Here is an 18613-nt window from a genome sequence, read left to right as displayed (position 1 = left end):
AGATGGCTTTTTTCAGGGTGCTCACCGAAAAGCTCGAGGGCCTGACGCGTCTGATCACGCCCCATGAGCGATGGCTCATCCTCATAAGCGCCGACCCGGACGCGCTGGGCTCGTCCATGGCCCTGCGCCAGATCATCCGCTCGCGCGGCGGCCAGGCCGAGATCGGCCACGTCAACGACATCTCCCGCCCCGACAACCTGGCCATGATCCGCACCCTGCGCATCCCCCTGACCCGCGTCACACCGGACATCGCCAAGTGCTGCCAGCGATTCGCCATGGTGGACTCCCAGCCCCACCACAGCACCGATTTCCCCCCGGTGGACTACGACATCATCCTGGATCACCACCCCCTGGACCCGGCCCACCCGGCCAGGGCCAAATACGTGGACATCCGCACCGACTACGGGGCGTGTTCGAGCCTTTTGACCGAATACCTGTACAACCTGGGCATCAAGCCGGGAAAATTCCTGGCCACGGCCCTGCTCTACGGCATCAAGACCGACACCGGCTCCTTCGAACGCGACTTTTCCGACGTGGACGTGAAGGCGTTCAGCTATCTCTCCAAGCTGGCGGACAAGTTGCTCCTGCGGCGCATCGTGCATGCCGATTTCCACCGCAAGTGGCTCAAGTATTTCTCACGGGCCTTCGAGCGCGCCCGCTCGGTCGGGCGCGAGGGCTTCTTCGCCTATGTGGGGCCGGTGGAAAACCCGGACGCGCTGGTGGTGCTGGCGGACTTTTTCCTGCGCGTGCACGGCCTGTCCTGGAACTGCATCGCTGGAATCTACAACGACAAGCTGGTGGCGGTGATGCGCTCCGACGGCATGCGGCGCAACATGGGCCGCAAGGCCCAGGACTGGTTCGGCGCCTTCGGGTGCGCCGGGGGGCACAAGATGGCCGCCCGGGCCGAGATCGACCTTTCCAGGCTGGCCGGCTACGATCCCGAACAATTCCTCTGGAAGCGCCTCACCGGGCGCATGCTCCAGCCCGACTGGTCCGTGGCCGAGGGCGAGGCATGTCCGGTGAAGGCGGCGCAGGCCGGGTCATGACCGTGCACCAGCCGGGCGCGGCCCCCAAGGTCTCCCAGCGCGGGGAGGACTACTTCCCCATCCATCCCCGCACCATCCTGCCCGGCACGGCGGGCCAGTTCGACCTCTACCTCAAGCGCGTCGACTGGTTCGTGCTCTACGCCAAGAAAGGGGAGACCTTCAGCGTGGAGCCCAAGCTCAAGGAACTGCTGGACGTCAGCGAATTCTACATCCGGGTGGACCAGCGCTTCGACTACGAGACCTACCTGGCCAAGAACCTGGGCAACATGCTGCTCAACAACCAGATCCCCATGGAGGAGCGCTCGAAGCTGTTCTACCAGATCTCCTCGGGCATGCTGAAGCAGAGCTTCGCCAGCAAGCTGCCCCGGGGACTGGACGAGAAGACCTACCAGGCCATGCAGACCCTGGTGAAGCGGGGCATCGCCCTGCTCTCCAAGGAGGAGAGCCTGAGGAGCCTCTCGGAGTTCCTCTCGCACAAGTACCACACCTACAGCCATTCGCTGAACGTGATGGTGCTGACCATATCGGTGCTGCAGAGCGTGCAGGGCATCGACCAGACCACTCTTTTCGAGGCCGGGCTGGGCGCGGCACTGCACGACATCGGCAAGACCCAGATCCCCGACGCGGTCATCAACAAGGGCGGCCCGCTCAACCAGGCGGAATGGGAGATGATGAAGACCCATCCGGTGCGGGCGCTGGGCATCTGCGCCTCCATGCCCATCAGCCACGTGGCCACCAACGCCATCCTTTTCCACCACGAACGCTTCGACGGCGGGGGGTATCCGGGCGGCATCTCCGGGGAGGGCATTCCGGTGTACGCCAGGGTGCTGGCCTTGTGCGACGTCTACGACGCTCTGACCTCGGAGCGGCCCTACGCCAAGGCCCTGCCGCCCTACAAGGCGCTGACCATCATGCAGGAAGACATGAAGGGTGCCTTCGACCCGGTCCTGTACAAGCGCCTGGTGTACGTGCTGGGCAACGCGCGCATCGTCTGACGCCCAGGAGGCGCCCAGGCAGAGCTCGACCAGTCCACGTCTCTTATCCCGCCATATCTTATCTATCGAAGCGCAATTCAGCTGTACATTTTAATTTCACCTGGGATATTCGCACATGTAAAGAGGCCAAATCTACCTCTTGTCATCCGCCACAATGGCACCACACGCGAGAAGCAGATCAAATAACAGAGGACATTAAATAACTATTATACGTAAGAACCGAAAACGCCTTACAAACATCACGCCGACACACCACGGAGGGGCCGCATGTTCAATTCCGCCACCCTGGAAACTATTGTTGGATTGTTGTTTGTCTTCCTGCTCCTGAGCCTTATCTGCTCCACACTCAACGAACTGGCCCTCAACTTCCTGAGCCTGCGGGCGAATAATCTGGATGCTGGTTTGCGCGAACTCTTCGACGCGGGCCAAGGCACAAATTCGGCCCTCGGCGTTCTCTGGAAAAGCTCGAGAAACCTGAAAGCCAGCCTGTGCAACCGCATGCGGGCGGACAGCACAGGCCAGCCCGTCCAAAGCGAACCGCCCGGCCTGCTGGATAACTTCTACACCCATCCGTTGATCTTCAGCCTTTACCAAGGGTCGTACGACGACGCCAAGGCGCTCACCAACAACCTCCCCTCGTACATTCCCTCCAACTCTTTCGTCATGGCTTTCATGGACAACGTGCTCAAAGGGACAGGCGACGGACAGGCCCCACCCATGACCTTCCCGAACTTCAAGGCCGCCGTGGACAAAATCACGGACAACGATACCGTGAAGGGAGCCTTGCAGGTTCTGATGGAAGACGCGGCCGGGGACATGGACAAGCTCAAGGTCAACATCGCCGGCTGGTACGATTCCACCATGGACCGGGCCAGCGGATGGTACAAGCGCCAAGCCCAATACACTGCCCTGGTCATGAGCCTGCTCATCGTGGTGCTGACCAACGCCGATACCCTGGGCATTTGCCGGAGCCTGTCCATGGACCAGAGTCTGCGCCCGGCCCTCAACACGCAGATTCAGGATCTGGTCAAACCCGCGCCCGGAGCCACGCCCGAAGCCCAACTGGCCAAATTCCTGGACTCGGGCATCATGGCCAAACTCCCCCTGGGCTGGAACAGCGACGATCCGCGCCTGGTGCCCGACGCTCCCAGGGACTGGGCCACTAAGGCCGTGGGCTGGCTGATCACGATCCTGGCCGTTTCTCTGGGAGCCCCCTTCTGGTTCCAGGTGCTCCAACAGGTCATACGCTTGAGCAAAAAGCCTGATGGTCAGTCCCCAACGGCCGGCAGTTGAGCGCGCCGACGTGTCCTTATCCGCAATTGCGGCGTGAACCCCTCACAAGGAGGCACCGTGCGTTTCAACACCCATTGCCATGTTTTCAACCTGCAGTCCGTTTTCAACCAGGACACTGTCTTCATACTGAAAAATCGCCTGATCCAGGACCACGGCCTCAGCCGAGGCGGGGCCGAACTGGCCATCGGTTTCATTAAAGCCGTGATGGTCCACCACTCCGGAAGCGACACCCAGGGACTCCCCCGGGGATGGAGGCACGGGGACGCATGGTCGGCCCTTGAGTTGGGCACTCTCTCCAACATGGACCTGGTGGCCAAGGACATGGTCGAACAACTTGACGAAGAAGGCGGCGACCCCTTCATCTTCGTCCCCCTGATGATGGACATCCTCTGCCAACCCCAGCCAGACCCAGTGCCGGCCCGGCCTGACCAGTTGGATCGCCAAGTCCAGGACACCCAGCGACAGATGGTCAACTATCCCGGCCGGATGTTGCCGTTCTACGCCGTGAACCCAAACCGCCGGAATTTCGTTGAACGGACCAAGCAGTGCCTGTGCCGCGGTGGCTTCGTGGGAGTGAAGCTCTACCCTTCCTTGGGCTACAGCCTGACGGACGCGGGTATGTCCGATGTCATGCAGTACTGCAACGACAACGAGATTCCCATGCTGATGCACTGCAACCAAGGGGGGTTCAAGAAAGACAACGTAACCGCCGACAATTGCAGTCCGAAACTGTGGGGACTGGTCGATGACGGAGACGGATTCCTGGACACGTTTCCGAAGCTGAAGATCTGCTTCGCACATTTCGGTGGGTCGGAGAACTTCGTGCAAAAACAACCCAATGGCAGTTTCCAGGACGTTTTCCAATCGGGTTCATGGTCCAGCCTCATATTGGCCCTGATGGGTTCGCAGGGATACCGCGACAGGGTTTTCGCCGACGTGTCCTTCCATGAGGACTCCCTGCCCGGCCCCTTGGCAAGCGGCTATCTGGGGAACCTGGCCACGATAATTGCCAGGGAGGAATGTCGCGGCCAGGTGCTGTGGGGATCGGACACTTGGCTTCTTCGGATGGTCAGCACGGAAATTGATTACTGGCACGGCTTCACCGGCCAATACATACTGCCCATCGAACACTTTCACCTGATGTGGGACGCCAACCCGCGGAAGTTCCTGGGATTCGGAGACGGGAATCCCGCACGGTACACACCGAATATCTGGGCGCACGTGCGATACATGGAAGAGAACAGGGCCCGGTTCGCTTCCGGCCAGGACATCCACCCCTGGCTTGAGGCCGCCATGGCAGTTCCGGAGAAAGACAGGAGGTATCCGGCCGCCCCCTGAAGCTGAGGAGATACGCGAGTGCGAGCCTTCCTGGCATGCACTCTTGCATGTTGCTTCAACTCGTGCGCACCGCCCGCACGTGCCTCCTGCAGGTCATGTCGGCCCAGGCGAAGGCTCCGAGCTCCATGTCCGCGAACCAGGACTGGGTGAAGGCGCGCCGGTCGGCGCTCCAGAGCAGGCGCTGCTCCTCGTCGAAGACGGGACTCTGGCAATGGCCGGTGAATTCGGCGGGCGGGGTCATGATCCGGGCCAGCTCCTCCACCGTGGGCAGCCGCCAGTCGCGCGCCCCCGCGAACCCGGTGGCGTTCAGGTGCGCCACGTATTCGTGGGCCTCCCACCAAGTGAGGCGGTACCGGCTCCCGGACAGCTGCCATTCCAGGCCGGACGTCTCGTCCAGCACGGTCCCCACCCGAGGGGACAGGCGCTGCACGGTGTAGCAGCGGGGCCGCCAGAGCTGGTCCAGGCCCAGGGCCTCGCGGGCGTTTTTCCCCGAGACCTTCAGGGGGTTCGTCCGGGCTTGGCCCAGTCCCGGCACTGGGCACGGGGGCGGCTCGCCCTCCCCCTCCAACCGGCAGGCGTTTTCCAGGCGTTTTTTCCAGTCCGCCAGCAGTACGGTGATCTCGGCGGCCATGTGCCGGGCGTCGCGGTGACGGCCTTCGGCCTTGGGGAACAGGGCCCGCCGGAAGAAGTCGTCCCAGGCCTCGTCCAGATCGCGCGAGAGGCGGCTTGGCAGGCGATCGCCCTCCAGGGGCCACTCGGGCAGAAGCCCGGTGAGCATCCGATAGAGCGTCACCCCCACGGAATAAAGGTCGGCGCGCGGCCCGGCCCGGTCGGGGTCGTCCTCCTGCTCGGGGGCGGCGTAGTAGGGCGAGCCGACCTTGAGGCCCGGTGAGCTGGCCACGCCCTCCCCGCGCACCCGCGAGAGCCCGAAATCGGTGATCTTGATCTGGTCCTCGTCGGTGAGGAGCAGGTTGAAGGGCTTGATGTCGCGGTGGACGATGCCCGCGTGGTGCAGCCGGTCCAGGCCGTCCAGGGTCTGCACGGCGTACCCGGCGGCGCGCGGCAAGGGGAGCCTGCGGGTTGCGGCCTCCGCCTCGGCGGTCTCTCCGATGACCTGCCCCAGGTCGCGGCAATAGTATTCCATGAGGAAGAACGGCCGCCGCCCGGCCCGTCCAAAATCCCACACGGAGGCCACATGGGGGTGGCTGAGCGCGCCCAAGGTGTGGGCTTCGGCCAGGAACCGGCGCTCGATCTCGGCGCGCCCGATGAGTGTCTTCAGGAAGGGGTTGGGGGCCAGGAGCTTAAGGGCCATGATCTTGCCCGTGACGGGCATGGCCACCTTGTAGACCGAGCCCATGCCGCCCCGGCCCAGGAGTCCCAGGACCTCGTACTTGCCGATGCGCTTCACGAAGCGCCCTGCGTGAGCCGGTCCGCGTAGACCCTGGGCTGGCCCGAAGCGATGATCTTGTCGGCGGCGGCCTGGGCGTCGTAGTCCACGAAACGCACGACGAGCTCCCGGGAGGCCGGCTCGTAGAGACAGTATTTTGCCTTGGGGTTGCCGTCGCGGGGCTGGCCCACGGCCCCGGCGTTGACGATGTATTTCACCGTCGGGGCCAGCCGGCTCACGCCTTCCTCCAGGCGTCCCCCGGAAAGGCGGCCATTCTCGACGCGCACGAGCCGCAGCTGGTGGGTGTGGCCCACGAAGCAGACATCCTCGGCGATGCCTTCCATGGCCTGCACGGCCTTGGCGGCGGATGCCTGGAACAGGTAGGTGTCCACCTCGTCCGGCGGCAGGCCGTGGACGAAGCGGCACCCCTCCAGGCTCAAGCTGGCGGGCAGACCGGCCATCCAGCGCCTGGTTTCCGGCGAAAGCCTGGATCTGGCCCAGAGAACGGAGTCCCAGGCCTGGGGGTTGAAACGCGAGCGGCTGCGCAGGTCCGTGACGCCCATCTCGTGGTTGCCCATGACGCAGGCCGCGCCCGACTCCATGACCATGCGCGCGGCCGCTTCCGGGTCGGCGCCGTAGCCCACCACGTCGCCCAGACAGACGATGGCCGCGCCCGGCGCCACGCGCCTCGCGTCCGCCAGCACGGCCAGGAGCGCTTCGAGGTTGCCGTGGATGTCTGAGAGAACGATCAGCCGCATTCTCCGTTTCCGGACAGGGCTTCGTGGATGCGCTCCGCGAGTTCGCGGGCGTCGACGGGCTTGGAGACGAAGTGGAGGCAGCCGGTGCGGCCGGCGCGCTCCTTGGTGGAGACGTCGTTGCAGGCGGAAACGAACACCACGGGGATTTCCCGATGCTCGCGGATACGCCGGGCGGCCTCGATACCGTCGAAACTGCCGTCGAGGATGATATCCATGAGGATCAGATCCGGGCTGAGTTCGGCCGCGAGCCTGACAGCCTCCAGGCCGGTGTGGGCCAGCCCGATCACCGTGTAGCCGAGCTTGGCGAGCTTACTGCGCAGGTCCAAGGCGATGATGCGTTCGTCCTCCACGATGAGGATGCCCGCGTTTTCCATAGTTGCCTCCAGACACGCCCTGAGTCTTTCCACCTTCCGCGCCGATTTTTTACATTCCGGGTGGCTTCAGGGCAATAAAAAAGGCCGGTTTCCCGGCCTTGAGGAGGCGATCATCCGTTTTCAGTTGCTCAGCTGGGTCCGCAGCCAATCCTTGATCTCGGGGGTGGGGGCGTAGACGCCCTTGTTGTTGCCGATGTGCTCCAGAAAATTTCCCCTGAGGTGGTCCGGCAGGGGCAGGATGGCCAACTCCTTGGCGTCGTCGCTGGTGCGCTTGATGAGCATGAGCTTGGGCTCGCGCTCCCAGGTGTTCACCACGAAGTAGGTGGTGGAGTCGCTCCTGTAGCGCACGGGCTTGAACTCGTTCAGCCAGCAGTTGTTTCCCCACTCGAGATACAGGGTCACGGCGGCCTCGGGGGTCATCTCCCAGTCCACGTCGTATTCCTTGAAACTCTTCAGCTCAGCCATGGATGCCTCCTGGGCGCTCTTTGATTTCGGGACCATGACTGAGTAATAATCCTTCCTAAAAAATGGTCAAGAGGCTTTTGCGAGAGCTTCCCGGGCCATGTCCGCCACGCTCCGTCGCGTCAGGCTGCCGTGCGAATAGAACTCGAGGGGGGACTCGTCACCAGTGAGCGCCTCGAGCCCGGCCAGGGCCGCACCACGCCCGTCTCCGGCCAGGGGCAGAAGTCCCCCCACGCCCCAGGCGGCCAGGCCCCGGCTCTCCGGGTCGTCTCCGGCCAGGGCCAGGACCAGGTCGTTAAGCGCGGCAAGGGCCAGCTCGGGCCTGGCCTCGGCCAGCCTGCCCAGGCCCCAGTACACGCCGCGCCGCAAGGGGCACAGCTCCAGGTAGTTGTCGCCGGTCTTGCAGTCGCGTTCGTGGATGTAGGAGGCCAGTACCAGGTGGAACTCCCGGGCCAGCACGGGCTGAGCGGCCAGGATCTCCCCGAAGGCTTCGGGGACGCCCCAGGCCACGTTGCCGGACTCCTCGTTCAGGCGCCACATGAACTGGCGCATGAGCTGGCGGGCGTCCTCGGGCTTCGTGTCGAACAGCCGGGACACCACCGCGCCGAACGCGGAGGCCGCCCGCCAGCGCACCAGCGGGGCCGGCTCCAGCAGGCAAGCGAAGAGCGGCCCCAAAAGCGCCTTGGGGGCATGCTCCTCCAGGCTGGCCAGACCGTCCGGCCAGGGGTCCTTCCGCAGCGCGTCCAGGACGTTTTTCCGCAATTCCCGCAACTTGCCCATAGTGCCTCCGGATAGGTGTCGATGGTTCTCGATACACCGGAACATCCTGCAAGGCCAGAAGCGTGACGCCTGGCCCCGGCCGCACCGGGCACGATTAATTCTCCCACATAGCCCTATACCCCTATGTACCCTTCACAAAAGACTCTGTTCCACTATTATCCGGCCCGTCACCCGCAGGGCCGGACCGCCCCGACAGCACGCGCGGACCCGTCGCGCCCGGGTGGCAGCATCGAGCGAGGAGAACGGAGAATGGAGCACCAAGCGCTCATCGAGAACGCCGCCCAAGCCCACGGCCTGCCGTCCAGGCTGGTGGAGGCGGTGGCGGGAGTGGAGTCCGGAGGCAATTCGTGGGCCTTCCGGTATGAACCGCAATTCTTCGCGCGCCACGTGGCCTCCGACGCATCAGTGCGGGCCGTGGCCCCGTGCAGCCTGGACAGCGAACGCCAGGCCCGGGCCACGTCCTGGGGGCTCATGCAGGTCATGGGGGCAACGGCGCGCGGACTCGGATTCCAGGGGGCGTTCCTGAACGCCCTGTGCGATCCGCAGACAGGACTGGAGTACGGTTGCAGGCTGCTGGCACGGCTGCGCGACCGCTACAAGGCGCTCCACGGCTGGCCGGGAGTCGCGGCGGCCTACAACGCGGGCAGCCCGCGCCGGGACCTCTCCGGGAGTTTCGTCAACCAGCCCTACGTGGACAGGATCGCCCAGGCTTTGGGGGGGCAATGGCCCCAATGAGGACCCCCATGACCATCAGACTGGTTTCGTTTGCGATTGCGATGTTCTTGGCCGCCCAGGCATGGGCCTTCACCGGAACCGTCCAGCGCGTCCACGACGGCGACACCGTCACCGTGGACGACGTGCGCGTGCGCCTCTACGGCATAGACGCCCCGGAGCTCGACCAGCCCGGCGGGAAGGAGGCGCGCCAGTATCTGGCGTCGCTGGCCCAGGATCGCGCCGTCGAGGTCCTCCCCAGGGACGTGGACGCATACGGACGCACCGTGGGCGTTCTCCTGCTGCTTCCGGGCAGGCAGGACTTGAACGCGGCCATGGTCAAGGCCGGGCATGCTTGGGTCTATAAACAATACTGCCGCGACTGCACGGCGCTGACCATCTCGGAAACCTGGGCCAGGCTTCAGGGCCTTGGCTTGTGGGCCAAAGAAGGTCCGGTCGCGCCGTGGGTATGGCGGAACAAGCACAGGAGAACCCCATGAACGGGAAGAAGTGGTATCAGTCGAAGACCCTTTGGACCAACATCGCGGCCCTGGGCGCGCTCGGCGTCCAGGCGGCCGCGGGAAAAACGGCCATGGATCCGGCCTTGCAGGCGGCCGTTCTGGCCGTGAGCAACGCCGCCCTGCGGCTGTTCACCTCCGAGCCCATCCGGTAGCGCGCCCATGAGCGAGGAACTCAAACCCCTCATCAAGGACGCCCTGCGCGAGGCCCAGGAAGAGGGGCTCATGCGTCCCGGATGCTGCTCCGGCTGCGATCTGGCCCCGCACGAGCACGCCAAGCACCATCAGATGCTCCGGGAGGCTTTTTCCCTGCGCAGCCAGGTGGTGAACACCGTGGTCACGTCGGTTATTGGCGGGGGGCTTGTGTGGCTGGGGCTGGCGGTCTGGGAGAAGCTGGTCCGCCAGGCCGTGAAGTGAGCCGGCATGGCTCCCAGAAGGAAAGCCTCTCCCAAAGGGGCGGCCGCATGCGAGCGCGCGGCCAAGCTCCTGAACGAGAAGGTGCTGGACGTGCTCGAGAACCTGCTCGAGGCCGAGGACGACAAGGTGCGGCTGGCGGCGGCCAAGGAGATCAAGGAGATCGTCCGGCAGACCGACCCGGCGGAACCGGCCCCCAAGGAGGGGCCGACGCGGGTGTTCGTGGTCACCGGGATTGACCGCAAGCCAGGCTGAGAAAAGACGGCCGGGGGGCTTTTGGCCCCCCGGCATTTTGCGTTCCCGGGATCGGCGCTGACGCGTGCCTCGTGACGCCCTCTAATCGTCCCAGTGGCGCCAATGCTTATGATGCTTCCACGGCTTGTAGTAGTACACCGGGGGCGGCGGTGCGGGCACGTAGTAGGCTCCGGGAGAATACCCGTAATAGACCGGCGGGGGAGGCGCGTAATAGACTGGCGGGGGAGGCGTACCCACCGACACCGAGAACCCCACATTGGGCCCTCCCACGGACACCGACCCGTATGCGCTGGCCTGGGTGGCGAACGCCGTAACCAGCAAGGCGGCCAGGATGATTCGTTTCATGGCTGCTCTCCTCCTGCCCCGGATTAATCACATATCGTGCCAAGCGGTAACCGCTCGTCATCACTGACTTACCATTTCACCCTCCCACATCTGGTAACGATATTTGCGCACTCGGGTACGTAATTTTCCTTCTGGTCCACACTTGACGGGACAGACCAGCCCAAGTATCGAGACATCGAAAATGATTTTCATTCTCAAATTGTTGGAGTAAGCGTGAGCCCGCACATAAAACTCGCCTCCATCCTCTCGCTCATCATGGTCGCGCCGGTGATCGCCGCGCTGGCGCTCCTTGAAAATGGCAACAGGCCGGGGGCACTGGCCCTTCTGGCCATCCACTGCGCCCTGAGCATCGCCCTGCTGCCCTTTATCGCCCGGTTCTGCCTGTTCGTCTGCGTGTTCAAGGACCTGGCCGAGGTGGGCGAGTTCGCCGGACGCCTGCGCAAGGGCGGCTTCCCCCATCCTTTCGAGCTGCCGGTGGAGAAGGAGGACGAGCATATCCTCTACAAGCTCAAGCGGAACCTCAACTGGATGCTGCACATATTGAAGGACAAGGAGAAGCGCCTGCTCTGGCGCCTGGAGGAGACCGACCTGGCCCGGCGCAACCTGGAAGACCTAAGCCGCACCGACCCGCTCACGGGCCTGGGCAACCGCAGGGGTTTCGATGAGGCGGTCGCGGGGATGTCCAGGGCGGACGCGGGCGCCGTGACGCTCATGCGACTGCTCTTCATCGACTGCGACAAATTCAAGCAGGTCAATGACACCCACGGGCACCAGGCCGGGGACGAAGTGCTGCGGATACTGGCGGCCATCATCAGGGAATCGGTGCGGGAGGGGTTCGACGCCCCCTTCCGTCTTGGCGGCGACGAATTCGCCGTGCTGCTCTCCTGCCGGGAGGACCAGGCCGTCGACGTGGCCGAGCGCATCCGGGAGCGCTTCAAGGAGTCCAACGGCCACGGCAGCACCTTGTCCCTGGGGCTGACCTCTTTCAGGCCTGTGGGCTGCGCCGGTGAGACAGCCTGGGAGGCCGTGGTGGCCCGGGCCGATGCGGCCCTCTACGACGCCAAGGGTTCGGGCGGAGACAAGGTCAGCCTGCGATAGGCCTGCACCCCGAGCGAGGCGTCGCGTACCGATGCCCCCACATCTCTGCTGCCCACTCAATGCGAACCATTCCTGCACACGAATTATTCTTGCGTTTCGCACAGCCTAAGGAAATAATTGTACTTTACTTTTTTGCGTGGACATCCACGCGATTAGCGCTTTACACCTAGCGGGAACGAGATAATAACATAGTCACCACTGGTACGTGATGCGCGGAAAAGCCTTTCGCAGCCTCTCACGGGGCAGCCTGGGAAAGTAGTTCTCCCCCGGGATGCCAACCACTCAAACGATCAGATTCGGCTTTTTCATGAACTGTTCGGGAGCTGCGGCCACCGCCAGGCCAAGACTCCTTCAACATCGCGTTTTCCCGCTAAACCCAGGAGGATCGCACATGCAATGGCTGGACGACATAAAGGTGGGCACCAAACTCATCACCGGCTTCATCCTGCTCGCGTTGCTCACAGCGTTGGTCGGCTTCATCGGCATCATCAACATGGGCAAGATGAACGAGGCCACGGAAGACGTCTACAAGAAGGAGCTGATGGGCATCGCCCACATCAAGGAAGCCGCCATCAACATGACTTTATACGACCGGGCGGCCCGGGGCCTGATCATGTCCCCTCCGGAAGAGCATGACAAGTTCCGGAAGCTGATGGACGGATACGTGAAGAAGTACCAGGATGCGTACGACAAGGCCAATCCCCTCTTCTATTCGGAAAAGGGCAAGGAGCTGATGATCAAGATCGGCAAAGCCGATGACGAAGTCACCAGCTTGATGAACCGTTTTCTGGAGCTGGCCAAATCCGGAAGCGAGCAGTCCCTGGCCGGGGCCCGGACCTTGATCCTGGGACAACTCCGGGAAAAAGAGAACGCGCTGATCGACTTGATCGAGGACGCCACGCGACTGAAGGAAGGCAATGCCGAACGGTTCTTCCAGCAGACCAGCGAGAACTTCGAGCGCAGCCGCCTCATCCTGACCTCCATCGTCGCTCTCAGCGTGATCCTGGGGCTGTCCCTGGGGATCGTCCTCGCCCGGTCCATCAGCGTCCCCCTGCGCAAGAGCGTGGACATAGCCCAGGCCATGGCCGTGGGCGACCTGGAGCGCAATCTCGACATCCACCGCAAGGACGAGGTGGGCGTGATGATCGACGCCCTGCGCGCGGTGGTTGATGCCGAACGTCAGATCACAGCCATCGTGGGAAACATGGCCCTGGGCGACCTGTCCACGCTACCCAAGGAGCGCTCCGGCGCCGACACCCTCATGCGCTCGCTCAAGTCGCTGGTCGAGACGGACGCTAAAATCGCCGAGACCGCGCAACGCCTGGCCGAGGGCGATCTCAAGGTGCGCATCGCGCCGCGTTCGGAAGAGGACCAGCTCCTGATCTCCCTGGCCGAGATGGTGCGCCGGATCAAGGATGTCATCATGGAAGTGCAGTCCGGGGCGACCAACGTGGCCTCCGGCAGCGAAGAGATGAGCGCCTCTTCCGAGAGCCTCTCCCAGGCCACCACCGAACAGGCCGCCGCGTTGGAAGAGTCTTCCGCCTCAATGGAGCAGATGGCCTCCAGCATCAGCCAGAATTCGGACAACGCCCGCCAGACCGAGGCCATCGCCACCAAGGCCGCCACCGACGCCCGCGAATCCGGAGAGGCCATGGACAAGACCGTGTCCGCCATGAAGGAGATCGCTCAGCGGATATCCATCATCGAGGAGATCGCCCGGCAGACCGACCTGCTGGCCCTCAACGCGGCCATCGAAGCCGCCCGGGCCGGCGAGCACGGCAAGGGCTTCGCCGTGGTGGCCGCTGAAGTGCGCAAGCTGGCCGAACGCAGCCAGATGGCCGCCGGCGAGATCAACGACCTCTCCAGGAGCAGCACCGAGGTGGCCGAAAGCGCCGGCGAACTCCTCAAGAAGCTCGTCCCGGACATCCAGAGGACAGCCGAACTGGTGCAGGAGATCAACGCGGCCTGCAACGAACAGAACTCCGGGGCGGCCCTGGTCAACAAGGCATTGCAGCAGCTCGACCAGGTGGTGCAGCAGAACGCGTCGGCCTCCGAGGAGCTGGCTTCCACGTCCGAGCAGCTATCCTCCCAGGCGCAGCAGCTCCAGGCCGTCATCAGCTTTTTCCAGGTGGATGACACGGGGGATTTCGACCCCAGGAGGCTCGCCCAGGGGCGCCCCCGCGGCCATGAGACGCCACAATTCCGGCCGCAGGCCCCCAAGACGAAAAAATCCGGCATCCAGCTTCATCTGGGCACCGGGGAAAATCCAACAGAGGGCGGCGACTTCGAGAAATTCTGATGCGCCATGGACCGGAAGCAGCCCTGCGGCCAGCGCGCTGCGGGGCTGGTCGAACCGCCGGGGGGGGGGGAAAGTCGTTGCTCGCCTGACGCAGTCAGGCTCCTGGCGCACAGGCGGAGCGGCTTCCCGGTCAGGCGGGCAACTGAGCGGGACGTACGGAAACGCGTCGCCTGACGGTCAGGGGCAGGCCTCACACAGGCCGCAGCCCTGCTCCGGACATTTGGGGGTGCGCTTGCCGGATCGGTAGCGCTCCCATTCGCGCCAGAGAGTCTCTCGGCCCACGCCGATGTCGATGCACTCCCAGGGGAAGGGTTCGTCCCGGCCGCGCTCGCGGTCGAGCACGGCTGACACGTCGCCGCTCCACTCGCGCAAAGCCTTTCGCCAGCCGATCTCCCCGGCCGCGATGATGAGCTCCGCCAGATCCTCTCCGCCCCTGGCCAACAGGCCCTGCACCCGGGCCCAGGACGGCTTCTCACCTTCCAGGCGCACCCCGCGCAGGGGCTTGACCATGGCGGCCATGCGTTCCAGCCGGTCCTCCAGGTAGGCTGCCCCGGCCATGGGGGCCCACTGCATGGGGGTCCAGGGCTTGGGCACCAGGGGGTTCACCCCCAGGGTCATGTGCCCGATGCCCTTCTTGCCGCCGCCAACCTTCCCGGCCTTGACCACCTCAGCCAGAAAGCGCGCCAGTTCATCGTAATCCGCGTCTTCCTCACCGGGCCAGCCCACGATGAGATAGGTCTTCAGGTGGTTCACCCCGCGTTTTGCGGCCAGTTCCACGGCGCGCAGGAACACGTCCTCGTCCAGATTCTTGTTGGCTTTCTTCCGGATGCGCGCGCTTTGGCCCTCCAGGGCCAGGGTGAGCGTGCGCAACCCGGCGTTGCGCAGGATGTCCAGGAGCGATTCGGTCACGCCGTCGGCCCTGACCGAGGACAAGGTGAACTTCACTTTCTCCGAGGACAGCCAACGCAGAAATTCGGGAAGCTCCTTCCAGTCCGTGAGCGCTGTGCCCACAAGGCCGACCTTCTTGGGCCGTGTCTGCTCCACGATGGCCCGCAGGTCCGCCATGCGGGCCTGGCGAGGGGGACGGTACACGAACCCGGCGGCGCAGAAGCGGCAGGAGTGCGGACAGCCCCTGTTCACCTCCATGAGCAAGGTGTCCTTGAATTCGGCCTCGTGGCTGACGAAGCTGGAGCAGACCGGATCGGCCAGCACGCGCCCGCCCGGCGCAACCACCCGCTTCACGGGCAGGGCGCTCCTGCCTGGCACGTAGAAGCCGGGCAAGGCTGCCAGCATGGAGAGCACCGAGGGCTTGTCCGCGCCGGCAAGGATCATTTCGGCGGCGCGCTCAAGGGCGGGAACGAACCCGGCCTCCGCCTCGCCCACGAACCAGGCGTCAAGGATGGGAGCCAGGGGGGCCGGATTCAAAAAGGCCAGCGGCCCGCCTCCCAACAGAATCGGGAAGCCGGGCCGCTGGCTCGCAAGGAGAGGGACACTGGAGGCTGAAAGCGCGCTCGTCAGCACGGAACCGTCCAGTTCGTAGCCCAAGGAGAAGGCCGCCAGGGGGAACGCGTCCAGGGGGGAGGACGAGTCCTGGGACCTCGGAACGGAGTTTCCAGCGGAAAGGAAAAACCGCTCCACCACCAACCAAGGGCTTTGTCCGGCCAGCCGGTACACGGCCTGCCACCCGAGCGCGGACAAGGCCGCGCGTGGGGCTCCAGGGTAGGCCAGCGCTACCGGCAGCCTGCCGCCGGGATCGGGCAGATCAGGCATGCGGCCGCCGAAAAAGACGGTACGGGCTTGCGCGTTCACCTCCTCAAAGTGACCCTGCCAGGGACATTTGGCAACATTTCTTCATGCTCCGCCTAGTCGGCCTGCATCCGGATGAAGGCCGGCACCTCGAACTCGTCCTCGTCGAACACGAAGTCCTCGGAGCCCGGGGTGTGGGTCTTGTACTGGGCGATGGCCGCCGGATCGGCGGAAGAGCCCTTGCGCCCGACCCGCAGATAGGTCGGAATGCTCAGATCGTTATGGCGCGAGGCGATGATGCGCTCGGTGCGCGGGCTGGCCACGTGGGGGGACTGGGCCTCGCGGGGGCGGTCCTGGCGCACCTCGGTGCGCACCTCGGCACGCAGCTCCGGCTCGCGCGGGGCCACTTCCGGCGCGCGCGGGGCGGGCTGGGGCTCGGCGTGCTGGGCCACGGCCTGGGCCACGGCGGGATGCACGCTCACCTTGGCCATGTGGCCCTGGGCACGGGCCATCTCCTCGGCGGTCTCGATGCCGGTTGCGATGACGGTGATGCGGATCTCGTCGCCCGCGTTCTCGTCGAACACGGTGCCGAAGAACACCTTGGCGTCCTCGCTGACGGCGGCGGTGACGGTGGAGGCGGCCTCGTCCACTTCCTCGATGGTCAGGTCGGGGGAGCAGGTGATGTTCATGAGGACGCCCTTGGCGCCGTCGATGGTCACGTCCTCCAGCAGAGGGCTGGTGATGGCCTTCTGGGCGGCTTCCTGGGCGCGGTTCTCGCCCCGGGCCACGCCGAAGCCCATCATGGCCAGGCCCATCTCGCTCATCACGGCCTTCACGTCGGCGAAGTCCAGGTTGATCAGGCCGGGCACCATGATCAGGTCGGAGATGCCCTTCACGGCGTAATAAAGAATCTCGTCGGCCTTCTTCAGCATCTCCATGAAGGTGGCTTTCTTGGAGGCGAGCGTCAGCAGGCGGTCGTTGGGGATGGTGATGATGGAGTCCACCTGCTCCCGCAGGGCGGCGATGCCCTTTTCGGCCGCGCCGAGACGCTTCTTGCCCTCGAAGTAGAACGGCTTGGTGACCACGCCCACGGTAAGGGCACCGGCTTCCTTGGCCGCCTGGGCGATGACCGGGGCCGCTCCGGTGCCGGTGCCGCCGCCCATTCCGGCGGTGACGAAGACCATGTCGGCGTCGCAGATGGTCTTCCTGATCTGGTCGATGGACTCGAGCGCCGCGTCACGGCCGCAATCCGGGTTGGCGCCCGCGCCCAGGCCCTTGGTCAGCTTGTCGCCCAGCTGAATCTTGAACTCGGCCTTGGACTTGTTGAGCGCCTGGATATCGGTGTTGGCGGTGATGAAGGTCACGCCGCGCAGCGCCGAACAGATCATGTTGTTGACCGCGTTTCCGCCACCGCCGCCCACACCGACCACCTTGATGCGTGCATTGGATTCGAAATCGATGTCGTAGATATCCATGTCCCCTCCTCCTTGCGATTGAAACAGTTCCCCCTGAATGAACATTGCCTCTACCTCGTTCTTATTTCACATCCACGAACCACTTCCGCATGCGGCCGAGGATGCGATTGAAGACTTTCTCATCGGAACGGATGCGGAAGCGCTTGTCCGTGCCTTCCTTTTCCGCGCCGTACATGAGAAGCCCCACCGCCGTTGCGTACATGGGGCTGTTGACCACGTCCTTGAGCCCGCCCACGCGCATGGGGAAGCCCACGCGGGTCGGCAGGTTGAAAATCTGCTCGCCCAGTTCCTGGATGCCCTCGATGAGGGCGGTCCCGCCGGTGAGCACCACGCCCGCCGCGATGGAGTTCTTAAGCCCCGACTTGATGAGTTCCTGGTCCACCAGGGCCAGCATCTCCTCGATACGGGGCTCGCAGATCTCCGAGAGCACCTGGCGCGAAAGCCTGCGCGGCTCGCGCCCGCCCACGCTGATCACCTCGATGACCTCGTCCTTGCGCACCAGGTCCGACAGGGCGCAGCCGTACTTGATCTTGATCTTCTCGGCGCTGGCCATGGGGGTGCGCAGGCCGAAGGCGATGTCGTTGGTCAGGTTGTTGCCGCCAAGCGCCAAAACCGAGGTGTGCTTGATGGAGTCGTTGGAGAACACCGCCAGGTCGGTGGTGCCGCCGCCCAGGTCCACCAAGGCCACGCCGATCTCGCGTTCCTCCTCGGTGAGCACGGCCTTGGCCGAGGCCAGGGCCTCCAGCACGATGTCGGCCACGTCCAGACCCGCGCGGTGGCAGCTGCGGATGATGTTCTGGGCCGAGGTGACCGCGCCGGTGACGATGTGCACCTTCACCTCCAGGCGCACCCCGGCCATGCCCAGCGGATCGGCGATGCCGCGCTGGTCGTCCACGATGTATTCCTGGGGTAGGATGTGGATGACCTCGCGGTCCAGGGGGATGGCCACGGCCTTGGCCGCGTCCAGCACCCGCTCCACGTCCTTCTGGGTGACTTCGCCGCCCTTGACGGCAATGACGCCGTGGGAGTTGAAGCCCTTGATGTGGCTCCCGGCGATGCCCGCGTAGACCGTGCGGATCTCGCAGCCGGCCATGAGCTCGGCCTCTTCCAGGGCGCGCTTGATGGAGGCCACGGTCTGTTCGATGTTGACCACCACCCCCTTTCGAAGGCCGGTGGAAGGAGCGGTGCCGATGCCCACCACATCCACGCCTTCGGGCGAGAGCTCGCCCACCACCGCGCAAATCTTGGTGGTGCCGATGTCCAGTCCGACTATGAGTTCCGATCCCTTTGCCATTACGGGGTCCCCCTCGTATGCTTTC

At 64.6% G+C, this 18613-nt stretch carries 20 protein-coding genes; 11 read left to right on the top strand and 9 right to left on the bottom strand.

What is annotated here, in order from left to right; translation table 11 throughout:
* Positions 1–2 precede the first annotated feature (2 nt).
* The 4 genes from ML540_RS02700 (at position 3) to ML540_RS02685 (ending at position 4672) form a co-directional block, all read left to right on the top strand.
* Positions 3–1046 carry a DHH family phosphoesterase gene (locus tag ML540_RS02700; RefSeq protein WP_243358355.1) on the top strand — a complete coding sequence of 348 codons (1044 nt, stop codon included), beginning with the start codon at positions 3–5 and terminating at the stop codon, positions 1044–1046.
* Entirely contained in the window at positions 1013–2041 is a 1029-nt protein-coding gene (locus ML540_RS02695; protein WP_243358353.1) for an HD-GYP domain-containing protein, read from the top strand. Before ML540_RS02700 ends, ML540_RS02695 begins: the two co-directional genes overlap by 34 nt.
* A gap of 267 nt (positions 2042–2308) precedes the next feature.
* Positions 2309–3334 (top strand): hypothetical protein, encoded by a 1026-nt coding sequence (locus tag ML540_RS02690; protein WP_243358351.1) that lies wholly within the window; start codon positions 2309–2311, stop codon positions 3332–3334.
* 57 nt (positions 3335–3391) lie between these two features.
* Entirely contained in the window at positions 3392–4672 is a 1281-nt protein-coding gene (locus ML540_RS02685) for an amidohydrolase family protein (protein WP_243358350.1), read from the top strand.
* A 55-nt stretch (positions 4673–4727) separates the two neighbouring features.
* On the opposite strand, the gene ML540_RS02680 is transcribed toward ML540_RS02685, so the two are convergent.
* The 5 genes from ML540_RS02680 to ML540_RS02660 form a co-directional block, all read right to left on the bottom strand.
* A complete protein-coding gene (locus ML540_RS02680) occupies positions 4728–6080 on the bottom strand; it encodes a protein kinase domain-containing protein (RefSeq protein ID WP_243358349.1) in 1353 nt (450 codons plus the stop codon).
* A complete protein-coding gene (locus ML540_RS02675) occupies positions 6077–6817 on the bottom strand; it encodes a metallophosphoesterase family protein (protein WP_243358348.1) in 741 nt (246 codons plus the stop codon). The genes ML540_RS02680 and ML540_RS02675 overlap by 4 nt, the downstream gene beginning before the upstream one ends.
* Positions 6808–7191, bottom strand: coding sequence for a response regulator (locus ML540_RS02670; protein ID WP_243358347.1), 384 nt, complete (start codon positions 7189–7191; stop codon positions 6808–6810). Before ML540_RS02670 ends, ML540_RS02675 begins: the two co-directional genes overlap by 10 nt.
* Before the next feature lie 120 nt (positions 7192–7311).
* Positions 7312–7656 (bottom strand): DVU0772 family protein, encoded by a 345-nt coding sequence (locus tag ML540_RS02665; protein ID WP_243358346.1) that lies wholly within the window; start codon positions 7654–7656, stop codon positions 7312–7314.
* A 66-nt stretch (positions 7657–7722) separates the two neighbouring features.
* A complete protein-coding gene (locus ML540_RS02660; protein WP_243358345.1) occupies positions 7723–8433 on the bottom strand; it encodes a DVU0298 family protein in 711 nt (236 codons plus the stop codon).
* A gap of 249 nt (positions 8434–8682) precedes the next feature.
* Here ML540_RS02660 and ML540_RS02655 point away from each other — a divergent pair, with 249 nt between their 5' ends.
* Genes ML540_RS02655 through ML540_RS02635 form a run of 5 tightly spaced genes read left to right on the top strand, consistent with a single transcriptional unit; the run spans position 8683 to position 10331 of the window.
* Positions 8683–9168 (top strand): transglycosylase SLT domain-containing protein, encoded by a 486-nt coding sequence (locus ML540_RS02655; RefSeq protein ID WP_243358344.1) that lies wholly within the window; start codon positions 8683–8685, stop codon positions 9166–9168.
* A gap of 8 nt (positions 9169–9176) precedes the next feature.
* Positions 9177–9644, top strand: a complete 468-nt coding sequence (locus ML540_RS02650; protein ID WP_243358343.1) for a thermonuclease family protein — start codon at positions 9177–9179, stop codon at positions 9642–9644.
* Positions 9641–9817 carry a hypothetical protein gene (locus tag ML540_RS02645; protein ID WP_243358342.1) on the top strand — a complete coding sequence of 59 codons (177 nt, stop codon included), beginning with the start codon at positions 9641–9643 and terminating at the stop codon, positions 9815–9817. Before ML540_RS02650 ends, ML540_RS02645 begins: the two co-directional genes overlap by 4 nt.
* A gap of 7 nt (positions 9818–9824) precedes the next feature.
* Entirely contained in the window at positions 9825–10079 is a 255-nt protein-coding gene (locus ML540_RS02640; protein ID WP_243358340.1) for a hypothetical protein, read from the top strand.
* 6 nt (positions 10080–10085) lie between these two features.
* The gene (locus tag ML540_RS02635) at positions 10086–10331 is read left to right on the top strand and encodes a hypothetical protein (protein WP_243358338.1); all 246 of its coding nucleotides are present in this window, start codon (positions 10086–10088) and stop codon (positions 10329–10331) included.
* Between the two features lie 81 nt (positions 10332–10412).
* On the opposite strand, the gene ML540_RS02630 is transcribed toward ML540_RS02635, so the two are convergent.
* Positions 10413–10676 (bottom strand): hypothetical protein, encoded by a 264-nt coding sequence (locus tag ML540_RS02630; protein WP_243358336.1) that lies wholly within the window; start codon positions 10674–10676, stop codon positions 10413–10415.
* Between the two features lie 213 nt (positions 10677–10889).
* Here ML540_RS02630 and ML540_RS17905 point away from each other — a divergent pair, with 213 nt between their 5' ends.
* Both ML540_RS17905 and ML540_RS02620 read left to right on the top strand, forming a co-directional pair.
* A complete protein-coding gene (locus ML540_RS17905; RefSeq protein ID WP_243358335.1) occupies positions 10890–11774 on the top strand; it encodes a GGDEF domain-containing protein in 885 nt (294 codons plus the stop codon).
* Between the two features lie 391 nt (positions 11775–12165).
* Positions 12166–14073 (top strand): HAMP domain-containing methyl-accepting chemotaxis protein, encoded by a 1908-nt coding sequence (locus ML540_RS02620; RefSeq protein WP_243358334.1) that lies wholly within the window; start codon positions 12166–12168, stop codon positions 14071–14073.
* A 177-nt stretch (positions 14074–14250) separates the two neighbouring features.
* On the opposite strand, the gene ML540_RS02615 is transcribed toward ML540_RS02620, so the two are convergent.
* From ML540_RS02615 to ftsA, 3 genes are all read right to left on the bottom strand, one after another.
* A complete protein-coding gene (locus ML540_RS02615) occupies positions 14251–15843 on the bottom strand; it encodes a radical SAM protein (protein WP_243358333.1) in 1593 nt (530 codons plus the stop codon).
* A gap of 92 nt (positions 15844–15935) precedes the next feature.
* Positions 15936–17294, bottom strand: a complete 1359-nt coding sequence (gene ftsZ, locus ML540_RS02610; protein WP_243358332.1) for a cell division protein FtsZ — start codon at positions 17292–17294, stop codon at positions 15936–15938.
* A gap of 61 nt (positions 17295–17355) precedes the next feature.
* Positions 17356–18588, bottom strand: coding sequence for a cell division protein FtsA (ftsA, locus tag ML540_RS02605; RefSeq protein WP_243358331.1), 1233 nt, complete (start codon positions 18586–18588; stop codon positions 17356–17358).
* Positions 18589–18613: the final 25 nt, after the last annotated feature.

Origin of the sequence: Fundidesulfovibrio terrae, assembly GCF_022808915.1 — a bacterium.
Classification (GTDB): Bacteria; Desulfobacterota; Desulfovibrionia; order Desulfovibrionales; family Desulfovibrionaceae; genus Fundidesulfovibrio; species Fundidesulfovibrio terrae.
Note: the sequence above shows the minus strand (reverse complement) of the source record. Positions and strands in the feature narration are given on the sequence as shown.